This is a genomic window from Desulfobulbus sp. (assembly GCF_030824455.1).
Lineage (GTDB): Bacteria > Desulfobacterota > Desulfobulbia > Desulfobulbales > Desulfobulbaceae > Desulfobulbus.
The window spans coordinates 46,159-56,477 of the sequence record NZ_JAVBXR010000112.1 but is presented as its reverse complement, the minus strand read 5'-3'; the positions used below and the strand labels follow the sequence as shown (position 1 = coordinate 56,477).

The window sequence follows — 10,319 nt, the reverse complement described above, 5'->3', positions numbered from 1 at the left end:
CGGCCTTGGGAGCAGGGGCGCTAACCGTTTGTGCATAGTTGAGACAATCGGGCGTTCTTATGTCCCTTGCTTTTGATTTTTCTCCTTTGTTTCTGTCTCTTTCTTGCGCTGATCAATAAGCACCAAATCTACTTCTCGTAATAAATCATCTGGTTATCTGCATTGGTCCTTGATTTTGCAAACCCATGAGATTTCCTTTCACAGATGTTGGAAAATAATGATTATCTTTAACAACAAGAGAAGAGGTCTGACGCGAAACCAGCCGCAGTGAATTCAGATCGATTATGATTGCTGGTTTTTTCGGAGGTGTGAGATGTCAACGCTTGAATATAATGGCAAGAAAATTCTCGTCGACGAAAACGGATACCTCGCCAACCAGGATGATTGGAATGAAGACGTAGCTTGCGCATTGGCTGCGCAGGAAGGATTCAACTCGCTATCAACGGAACAGATGGACATCATCAAGTTCATGAGGGAGTATTTCCTTAAATATAAGGTTTTCCCAATACTGAATAATGTTTGCCGAATCGCTCATCAGCCAAAAGAGTGCGTAAACGAGCAATTTATAAACCCTGAAAAGGCGTGGAAAATAGCAGGATTACCCAAACAGGATGGCGTTCATTTTATTAGCTTGGACGGCAAGCATTATACAATGGAGCCATATTGTTGAGTAAAAACCAACTACTCTTAGGAGTCGGAGGTATGATCATGTATAGCGAGAATCAATTATGTGAGCGGATTACTTCTATCTACCCAGACATTGGCAAGTGTGGAATAGATATCAAGGTGACCTACAACCAACCAGAGAAAGCTTGGGTGGTCCACCTTGAAAAAGGTTCACACTCATTAAATCATTTTCTGGAAATGATGGATGCAGACAAGTGCATGGAAGGAAAGCAATGCGTTGCACTTGGCCTTGAAATTGCTCAACTCAGGAAGAATGTCGAAGGAGAACAATTCTAACTATCAATTACGATAGGGCATAATTTTAGCGGGATACCTCTTGGTGTCCCGCTTTTATCTTGCATCAATCCGGCTGTCTTGTTCACCATCGGTCATGCCGGATGTGATCGTATCGGTTTCTCTCCCTGTCGCCGTCTCTGTCTTTGTAGCGATTTTTATTCCAGTCTTGATTCCTGTTTTGATTCCTGTTCCAGTTTTCCTGGCGAGAGGTGGCCCTGTTGTATCGGGTGTCTTTCGGCCAGTGTGACCGGGGCAACTGTTTCCAGTGGTCTTGCGTGTTTCTGTTGTAGTACCAGCGGTCGTTGTCGTAGAGGTAATGATACCCGTGATGGTAGTACGTTGGCCGCCCATACAGTTCCACGACATCTGGCAACGGCGGCGCGTACTCGGGGCCATATCCATAATAAGGGTCAGGTGCAACCACACAACCGGTGAGCATAGAACAAAGGCCCATCGTCGCCAGCGCTATAATCAGTTTGTTTTTCATCCTGCTTGTCATGTCTCACCTCGTAATGTTTTGGCTCCTTGAGCAGTATATATGCACTCCACTGCTTAGTTGGCAAAAAAAGAATAGCTGAGGGCTCTGGGGACAGGTGAGGCAATGGGGAATTACTTGAGAGGTGAAAGGGAAAAATACCCTGTCATTTGAACGTGCAAGTTGATGCAAGTTTAAAAATGAACGGCCACTCAGCTAGTATCAGCTAAGTGGCCGTAATTACTTGGTACCCGGAACGAGAATCGAACTCGTACAGCCAGAGGCCGAGGGATTTTAAGTGTGTTGAATTTTATTGCTTAAATTTATGTAAAAATTACATTTTTTATTCGAAATAATTTAATTTGTTCCATTTTTGTTCCACTAGCACTTGTAGTGCTAGTCCGAGAAAATTGTCAGGTAGGTACCCACCGATGCTCCGTTGAGTTGCCCATTTGTTCCTTCTCACCTTCATTCGTCCGAAAAAGAAGGTTTAAACCCCCGCCTTTCAGGCGGGTAGCATTCTGCTAGCAGCTGACTTATACTGGCAGCCATGGAATATCGCCAAGGAAGCCACACAAAATACAAGATCGAATATCACTTCGTCTGGGTCACCAAGTACCGCTACGCCATGCTGGTGGGAGACCTTGCCACCCGAGTACGCGACCTTGTTCGCCAAACATGTGAACGGTACGAGATTCAGATCTTGCGAGGAGTGGTCAGTAAGGATCATGTCCATATCCTGGTGTCAGCGCCCCCTGATATATCACCATCGACCATCATGAGATGGGTGAAGGGGAGAACATCTCGGAAAATATTCGAAAAATTTCCGCATGTAAAGAAGCGGTATTGGGGGCAGCATTTTTGGGCACGAGGCTATTTCTGTGTCACAGCCGGCGAGCTGACGAAAGAGATGATTCAGGAATATCTGTCGCATCATTTTGAACCCAAACCTCATGACGGCTTCGATGTCGAGCCGTGAGCCGGCTGCGCAGCCTGCCGGTATTGCTGGACTTTCAGTCCGCGATTTTAAACCCACCGACTTCAAGTCGGTGGTTGTTTAGTGCCCGGTGCAGCAAGGCTGCAATCACGACGATGAGGACATCTCTTTGGCCTTCCCTTGTTAAGGAGTTCGCCCACCTGATGGTTTCCGCGATATCCCTTTTTTGTTGTCCCTTGGCCCCTGCACAGGTTCTTCACTTTTTTTGATCCGGAAACACAGCTATCGCTAGTGCATGCTGGTGTCGGTGTACCTCCTTCTTGAATCTACCGACCGAGGATCAGTATTTCCTCATGCGTTATCCCGAGATGCTCGGCAATATTGACCTGGATTTTGTTCCGCCGCTGGTTTATGGCCTTTGACAATTATTTGCCATGGCACGATAGACCTGCGCCCCCTTTCTGGCAAAACAAGTGGACAGGCGAAGGAAACACTAAATTGTTCGGCAGGGATATTGATCATCATCGCTAAAACAGATCATCTTCTCAATAAGCAAAAGAGGAAAGTGTCTATGTGGCAAAATTGTATAGTTGCACAGTAAAAAAGTAAAGTTGGTTGCGCATTATTCAATATAATTATTTGGTTTAACCTTCATGGCGCGAGCTATTTTTGCTCGTCATTCCAATCCTGTAACGCGATCGCGTTTTTTGGAGTCCGTTGCCATGAAGACCTTCAAATGCAAGGCTTGTCGACGAATCCACCCCATCAATTCAAGGAACCCCGATCAAAAATATTGCAGCCGTGCCGACTGCCAACGGGCACGAAAAAGAGAATGGCAGCGAAAAAAAAGAGCCACTGATCCTGATTACCGACAAAACCAGATCGATTGTCAGAAACGGTGGCGGGAGCGACATCCTGAGTACTGGCGAGAATACCGGAAAAGGAAAAATGGCTCGCCACCACCACCTGATCCGCCCGCTGCAAAGATGGACGGGTTGTCCAAAGATTTCTCCATACTTCCGGGGAAATACATCCTCATTCCGATTGATGGCCAAAACGTCAAGATGGACGCGATCCAGGCTATTCTTCTCCCCATTTCAGCCGGTTACGATCAAGCAAAAGACGACATTATAGGCAAGATCGCCACAGTTGCCTACGATTGCCTGAAGAACAACGGTCCGGTTAGAACCCCACACTGCGGTTCTCCATAATCACAACTTTTCACATCAAGAGCCACTCTTCTAGCGGCCCTCTTCGGGACTCTGATTGCGTGGTAGTCATGCGGTAATAATTGAGCACATGCTCATGACTTGAGCAATCGCTCAATTTATTGAATAAAAACAGTATATTGTCTATATAATTTTCTTGACGACACTCTGATTATTCACCAAATAGTTGACTATGAGTGCAACGAGCCGACGGGTCACCAAAAAACAAATTGCTCTTCAGGCAGAAATCTCGCCCGACTTCCTCAGCCATATCGTTCACGGCAGACGGCCATGCCCGAAAGCGGTGGCAGTTCGTCTCGAAATGGTCACCGGCATCAGCAAGGTGACCTGGGTATGGGGAAGCCCCTTGGAAATAAGGGAGGCTCTCGAAAGGTTCATGATGCGCCAAGGAGGTCAGAGTGGATATTGAGGTCAGGCTTGCCGCCATTGAAGAGAAGCAAAACCAGATTCTCGATCTGCTCATCAACAAAGAGGTGGCGACGGGGAAGGCCATGACCCTCAAGGAGGCGGCCAGGTATGCCGGCTACTCCCCGGATCATTTCAGAAGACTGGCGGTCGAACAGCATTTGATTCCTTTTGTCCGACCTTCGGGGCAGCAGAAAGGCAAGATTCTATTTCACAAGGCGGACCTCGACCGATTTCTCGGCGAGGACAATGATAAGCAACCTAAGCAGCCTGGCCGCCGGAGAAAATCGAAGAACATTAAGATCTGGTAAGCCAATGTCGTTCCTTCGATATTCGCGAGCATTGACCCGCTTCATCGCAACAATTCTGAGCTAGGAGGCCGGTATTTCAAGCGAATCCTTCCCAACAGAGCCGGAGGCGAGCGAACTGCTCCAGCATCGATGTTTTGACTCCCTGTCGCCGGAGATGCGACAGAAGATTCAAGCTCTTGAGCAGATCCCCCTGCTACCCGACTGGCCGGAAAAAACTCGCGGCATTCCAAACATATGCCTGCGTTCCGCGCTGTTTGCGGTGATCAAAAGGGGGCGGCGTAGAGCCGTCAAAAATGAACTCATCGCATCGCTCAAGGGGGTGACGATCCAATATACCGGCTGGCGATTGGATCAGGGCGATTTTGACGTGTTGGCGCAAGCGCTCCATTTTCAGGCCCGTGAGCCCGATCCGAAGAAACGACAATTTCTCAGGATCAAGGTGAAACCTTTTCTTGCGGCTATAGGACGCCAAGGCGGCAAATCAGGTCGGGAATGGCTCAAGGATTCGCTCCGACGCCTGACTGCCACTGCCGTGGAGATCAAAGTTGACCTCAATCATGGCGTGCATCAAGGGAGTTTTTCCTATGCTGGCTCGCTGGTCGATGAATTTTATTTCAGCGATGAAGCCCAGTCTTACATCATCAAAATCAATACCAAGTTGGCCGGGCTTTTTGATGTTGGCTGGACCCAAGTGCAATGGCAACAACGGCTACAACTCAGGACCGATCTCGCCAAGTGGTTGCATGGCTTCTATGCGAGCCATAGGTCGCCCTTTCCGGTGAAGGTCGCCACCTTGAAGCATCTGTGCGGCTCGGAGTGTGCCCGCCTGGTTGACTTTCGCCGGGGCTTGAGACTCGCCATGGACGAACTGATCGAGGTCGGTGCAATTTTGGGGTGGCGTATTGATCAGGACGACAAATTGACCCTGGTCCGCCTCTCCCAAATACCTATGAAATGATGGGGCACAGCACTCACACTTCGGGGGCATAGCACTCACAAGCATGGGGCATAGCACTCACACCGGGGGGCATTACACTCACAAAAACGGGGGCATTACACTCACGTTTTGTGGGCATTACACTCACGACTGCTCAATTTTTTGATCCTCCAACTTGCTGCAAAAACTAGATTTTTCCTGAGGGGTCCGACCCCTCTAATCATCTTTAATCTTTTTTTAATCTTAAAAGAAGGGCGGACCACCCACCATCTCACATGACAGCTCCAAGCGCCATCCAGTCAACCACCGACCATGAAATCTGGCTCACCGCCATGGAATGGGTCCGCTTCCACATGCACGTTGTCCACTGGGTCGCGAACCCCTATCTCCCATACATGGCAGCAGATGAGGACGACCTGTTCCAAGAGGCCATCATGGCGGCTGCACAAGCACTGATCGTGGCGCGGAAGAAAAACTCCCCTCAGAAGCTGACGCCTTTCTTTCGCGTCATCTTCAAAACCCACTGCCTCAAAATGGCCGCTGGTGTCCAACCGGTTCACATGCCGCATGACATCCTGCCTTGTCCTGCACTCCAAGAGGAAACAGACGATCATTTTGAACCATGCCTTGGGGAGATCAAAGAAGCCCTCCAGGGGATCAAAGGTCGAAAACGGGAGGTCTGCGCCTGGATCCTCCAGCAAGAGTTGCCAGTGACCACCCTGGAGGTGGCCCAGCACTTCAGAGTAAGCCGACGGCAGGTCTGCCGTCTTCTCCACAACACCCTCCTTCAACTCACCGAGGACAACTGATGAACGACCATTCCCAAACAATCACCGATTATGCCCATCAATCCCCCATCCCCAGGACAATCCTGCTGCTGATGGAGCGTGAGGAGATCATCCGGGATCCGCTCACCCAGGAAGACCTGATCGGCCTGCATCTGGTGGAGCAGATCTGGGGCAACAGGGCCGTGCTGCGTGCACAACTCAATCGAATGTCACTGCATACCAGGGAACGATTCATACGAACCGTGGCCCTCAACTCGAAATGGGAACGCTACGCCTACTCCCGTTACTTTAATCAGGAACCAGAGAGCCGTTTGTCCCTGACGCAAGTCATCGAAGAAATCCAGATCACCTTCCGGTTCGAGATGACCCGAAAACAGATCAACCGCATACGAAAAATTCGCACCCAAGCGCAGGTCGCCAGGCATCGGGAAAAGAAAAAAAGGAACGGGACGATCTCTTACAAAGCACAAACTAAGAAGTAAGAAACAACGTTTCTTGGCGATTACCAAAACCCATCCAAGTGGCTCGGCAACGAAAGAATCAAAAATCAGGTCACCACCCCGGAAATAAGAGAGTGAGGAAACCATGAACCGTCACCTGATCTGCATACTGGCCTTTGGCCTGCTCCTAAACGGATCGCTGCTTATGGCCAGGGAGATTCGCCAGGAACGTTTGTCCCTGTTGAGCGAGACTGTGCGCTTGACTTACCGGGAGACCTTTGTCCTCACCGGTACGACCAGTCTTCGCCAGCCTGCCTGCGGCGAACGAGGAGCAAGCTCCATTGTTGGCTGTGCGCTTCCAGTAGTGCATTTCCAACTCGGCAGCGCCGAGCTGTCGGAGACCGAACAGGCCGATATGCTGGTAGCCATGGCTCGCTGCGCCATCGCTCCGGGGATCGGGTTGATCGTCACTGGTCATACCTGTTCATTGGGCGCGGAAGAACGCAACCGCGTTCTCTCCCGAGAACGCGCGGAACAGGTGGCAGCAGTGCTCCGTGCCCATGGCTACACCGTCTCCGAAGTAACGGTCATGGGATCGCAGCAACCCATACCTGAAACTGACTTGGCCAACAACCGGCGAGTCGAACTCGCTCTTACCCAACCATAACCTGCCAGAATGGCAGATATTTCAAAAAATCTCTTTGGAGGAGACCGAGATGAACCGACTGCAACACTTCCGTAAACGTTTGCACATGGCAACCTGGATGGCCGCTGTGCTGTTCTCCCTACTCAAGGCGGGCAACAGCCTGGCCATGACCGTACCAGCCACAGGCTCCTTTGCCTATGACCTGTACGATATCGGCGTCAACCAGATCCTGCTTGGTCCGGTAGGCTTCACCGGCGGAGTGGCCTGCATGTGCGTGGCCGCGATCCTGGCTATCCGGCAGATGATCCTGCCGGCGGCCGGCGTGGTTCTGGGCGGAGCTTTCCTGCTCCGGGCCAACACCGTAGTCGAGACCATCGGCGCCTTGATCTGCTGAGGGGAACATGGCCAGTTCATCCCGCAAATTCCCCCAGTATCTGTCCCGACCCTTCCAGGTGCTGTGGTTTGAGGTCGATGAGCTGGCCATTTTTCTGTTCACCCTCACCGTTGCCCTGATTTACGGCGGTCTGGCCTGGATCGTCTTTGTCGGCGTCCAGTACGGCTACATCCGCACCAAGAGGAGCAAACCCAGGGGATTTCTCAAACACCTGCTCTATGCCTGTGCCTTGCTGCAGATGAAAAACTACCCCGGCTACTTTGAACAGGAGTTCCACGAGTGAAGCTCAACACCTATGTGCAACAGAGCAGCAACCTCTTTGCCCGCAACCGCTTGCTCCAGTTTGTGGTGATCGTGCTGGCGGTCTGCCTGGTGTTTACCTCCTTCATGACCTATCGGGCGGTGCGCTACCAGAAGGTGATTCTCATTCCGCCACAGATGACCGGCACGGTGGAGTTTGTTCAGGGCAAGCCAACCGAGGCCTACATTCAGGACATCGGCCGAAGGATCATCTCCCTGGCCACCACCTATTCTCCCAGCACGGCACGCAAGCAGTTCAACGAGCTACTGGTCTACTACTCCCCCGAGTCCTACCCCGAGGCCTCCACCCTCTGGTACTCCCTGGCAGGGCGGATCGAGGAGTCGCAGGTCAGTTCGGTCTTCTATCCGCAGACCCTGACCATGAAGGACAATCGCCTCGAAGTGTTCGGTGATTTGAAGCAGTACACCGGCAATACCCGGCTGGAGAACACCACCCGGACCTATTTCCTCGACTACCAGATCCGTGATGGTCGTTTTTCCCTGCTGGCCTTCAAGGAGAAGGAAAAATCCGGAGAAGAGAGGAGCGACAAATGAAGAGAGTATTCCTTTCAGCATGCTGCCTTGTGCTGACTGCTGGTCCTGCTGTGGCAGGCGAGGGCGTTCCCGCTGAGGTACCCACCATGGTGGAGCTCTCGGCTAAGGAGATCAACCGCATCGTCTGTCCGGGACAGATGAGTGATCTGATCTTCTCTGAAGAGAAAGGGCTGACCGGCCACTTCTCTGGCAACAATGCCTTTGTCAAGTTCACCGCTGAAGAGGTGGGAGGCAAGCTCAAGTACAGCAAGGAGCCCAGTGAGATCTATGCGGTCTGCAACAATTCGGTCTACACCATCATCGGCGCCCCGGCAGAGATCAATGCGGTCACGGTCCGGCTTGCCCTACCCAAGAGCGAGACCGTGGAGAAGAACATCGCCCGCTACAAGAACATGCCCCTGGAGAAGCAGGCCCTGCAACTCATCAAGGAAGCTTACGACGGAGTCTTTCCCTCCAGTTATCAGGTGATCGACAAGGCGGCGCCGGTTCACCTCTGCCCGGACCTTCATCTGGTCCGGCAGCAGGTGGTCGAGATCGAAGGCGTTGGCCTGCGGCTCAAGTCCTTCAAGGCGACCTCCCGGTCGGCCAGTGATTTGGAACTGGGCGAGAAGACCTTCCTTACCGCCGCTGTCGGCAACCCGATTCTAGCAGTGGCCATTGAGCAGCACAACCTCAAGCCCAAGCAGTCAACCCGGATCTTTGTGGTGGAACGCAAGGATTTGCTGACAGCAACCATGACCACCCTCGATACCGGAGCAGAGCCATGAAAATCAAGGAACGGTTCAATCGGCTCACACCGGCACGTAAGAAGATTGTTATCTGGTCGCTGATGGGGGCTCTCCTCCTGGTGATCGTGGTGACCGGCTACAACTCCCGATCTACTCATGAACTAGGGCAGAGTGGCGAACGCGGCCAGGATACCCGGCTTGATCCGGATCTGATGGAGAAGACCATTGTCCGCGAGTACCGCCGCAAGCTGGAAGAGCTTGAAGGGCATGTCTCCACCATGCAGCGGGAACTGGAGCGGGGCCGGAAGGACTTGGAAGCGACTGAAAGGAGCAATCAAAAACCTGCTCAGGAAAAAGAGCTGCCCAAAATACCCGAAGCCGGTGAGATCGAACGTGGCAAGGCCGCCTTCCCGCCGCCCCTTCAGCAACCGGTGGCCGGAGCTGAGGAGAATCCACATATCGCACCCGCCGGGGGCCAGAAGGACAAGAAGCGGGTTGGCAAGATCACCGTGGTCAAGAACGATAGCCTGCCCAAGAGTGATGCTAAGAAGAAGGGCCGCACCGTGTACCTGCCGCCATCGTTCATGGAGGCCAACCTGCTGACCGGCTTTGACGCCGCCACTTCGGGCACTAGCAAGAACAGCCCGGAACCACTACTGCTGCGGATCAAGACCCCGGCGGTCCTGCCCAATGACGTCAAAGCCGAACTCTCCGGCTGTTTTGTGGTTGCCGAGGCGGTGGGCCGGCTCGACAAGGAACGGGCTGATGTGCGCCTGGTCTCGCTCTCCTGCTTAAGCAACGAGGGCAAGGCGGTCATTGATGCCCAGGTCAAGGGCTTTGTTACCGATGCGGATTCCAAGGTCGGGCTTTCCGGCCGAGTGGTCTCGCGCATGGGCGCGGCCACGGTCCGGGCCATTGTCGCCGGTTTGTTCGAAGGCGCGGGCGATGCCCTCAAGTCCTCGGCCACCACCACCTCGACCTCGGCTTTGGGCTCCACTTCCACCATCGACAGTGCCCAGGTCGGCAAATCCGCTCTGGGTGCCGGCCTCTCTCAAGGTTCCCAGACCATGAGCGATTTCTACCTCGATCTGGTCAAGCAGACCACCCCGGTGATCGAGGTCGGTGCGGCCAAGAAAATTACGGTCATCGTCTCCGAGGGTAAGGAATTGGAGATCAGGGACATCAAGAACAATGAGTTTGCGCAACAGTGA

General features: G+C 52.5%; 15 protein-coding genes. 14 read left to right on the top strand and 1 reads right to left on the bottom strand.

The window, feature by feature from the left end; genetic code table 11:
* The first annotated feature begins 313 nt into the window (after window positions 1–313).
* A complete protein-coding gene (locus RCH93_RS14625; RefSeq protein WP_306549156.1) occupies window positions 314–670 on the top strand; it encodes a TusE/DsrC/DsvC family sulfur relay protein in 357 nt (118 codons plus the stop codon).
* A 32-nt stretch (window positions 671–702) separates the two neighbouring features.
* Window positions 703–963 carry a hypothetical protein gene (locus RCH93_RS14620; protein ID WP_306549155.1) on the top strand — a complete coding sequence of 87 codons (261 nt, stop codon included), beginning with the start codon at window positions 703–705 and terminating at the stop codon, window positions 961–963.
* Between the two features lie 82 nt (window positions 964–1,045).
* Here RCH93_RS14620 and RCH93_RS14615 read toward each other — a convergent pair whose 3' ends face one another.
* A complete protein-coding gene (locus RCH93_RS14615; protein WP_306549154.1) occupies window positions 1,046–1,450 on the bottom strand; it encodes a hypothetical protein in 405 nt (134 codons plus the stop codon).
* Between the two features lie 538 nt (window positions 1,451–1,988).
* Between RCH93_RS14615 and tnpA the strand changes: the two genes are divergently transcribed.
* From tnpA to RCH93_RS14555, 12 genes are all read left to right on the top strand, one after another.
* Window positions 1,989–2,417 carry an IS200/IS605 family transposase gene (gene tnpA / locus RCH93_RS14610; RefSeq protein ID WP_306549153.1) on the top strand — a complete coding sequence of 143 codons (429 nt, stop codon included), beginning with the start codon at window positions 1,989–1,991 and terminating at the stop codon, window positions 2,415–2,417.
* 680 nt (window positions 2,418–3,097) lie between these two features.
* The gene (locus tag RCH93_RS14605; protein ID WP_306549152.1) at window positions 3,098–3,586 is read left to right on the top strand and encodes a hypothetical protein; all 489 of its coding nucleotides are present in this window, start codon (window positions 3,098–3,100) and stop codon (window positions 3,584–3,586) included.
* Between the two features lie 416 nt (window positions 3,587–4,002).
* The gene (locus tag RCH93_RS14600; protein WP_306549151.1) at window positions 4,003–4,320 is read left to right on the top strand and encodes a helix-turn-helix domain-containing protein; all 318 of its coding nucleotides are present in this window, start codon (window positions 4,003–4,005) and stop codon (window positions 4,318–4,320) included.
* Window positions 4,321–4,474: 154 nt separating this feature from the next.
* Entirely contained in the window at window positions 4,475–5,278 is an 804-nt protein-coding gene (gene trfA / locus RCH93_RS14595; protein WP_306549150.1) for a plasmid replication initiator TrfA, read from the top strand.
* A 254-nt stretch (window positions 5,279–5,532) separates the two neighbouring features.
* A complete protein-coding gene (locus RCH93_RS14590) occupies window positions 5,533–6,066 on the top strand; it encodes a sigma-70 family RNA polymerase sigma factor (protein ID WP_306549149.1) in 534 nt (177 codons plus the stop codon).
* Entirely contained in the window at window positions 6,066–6,527 is a 462-nt protein-coding gene (locus tag RCH93_RS14585; protein WP_306549148.1) for a hypothetical protein, read from the top strand. The genes RCH93_RS14590 and RCH93_RS14585 overlap by 1 nt, the downstream gene beginning before the upstream one ends.
* A 103-nt stretch (window positions 6,528–6,630) precedes the next feature.
* Window positions 6,631–7,152, top strand: a complete 522-nt coding sequence (locus tag RCH93_RS14580; protein WP_306549147.1) for an OmpA family protein — start codon at window positions 6,631–6,633, stop codon at window positions 7,150–7,152.
* 49 nt (window positions 7,153–7,201) lie between these two features.
* Entirely contained in the window at window positions 7,202–7,525 is a 324-nt protein-coding gene (locus RCH93_RS14575; protein ID WP_306549146.1) for a hypothetical protein, read from the top strand.
* Between the two features lie 7 nt (window positions 7,526–7,532).
* Window positions 7,533–7,808, top strand: coding sequence for a type IV conjugative transfer system protein TraL (locus tag RCH93_RS14570; protein ID WP_306549145.1), 276 nt, complete (start codon window positions 7,533–7,535; stop codon window positions 7,806–7,808).
* Window positions 7,805–8,380 carry a type IV conjugative transfer system protein TraE gene (locus tag RCH93_RS14565; protein WP_306549144.1) on the top strand — a complete coding sequence of 192 codons (576 nt, stop codon included), beginning with the start codon at window positions 7,805–7,807 and terminating at the stop codon, window positions 8,378–8,380. Before RCH93_RS14570 ends, RCH93_RS14565 begins: the two co-directional genes overlap by 4 nt.
* Complete coding sequence (locus RCH93_RS14560; RefSeq protein WP_306549143.1) at window positions 8,377–9,147, top strand: type-F conjugative transfer system secretin TraK; 771 nt, start codon at window positions 8,377–8,379, stop codon at window positions 9,145–9,147. Before RCH93_RS14565 ends, RCH93_RS14560 begins: the two co-directional genes overlap by 4 nt.
* A complete protein-coding gene (locus tag RCH93_RS14555; RefSeq protein ID WP_306549142.1) occupies window positions 9,144–10,319 on the top strand; it encodes a TraB/VirB10 family protein in 1,176 nt (391 codons plus the stop codon). The genes RCH93_RS14560 and RCH93_RS14555 overlap by 4 nt, the downstream gene beginning before the upstream one ends.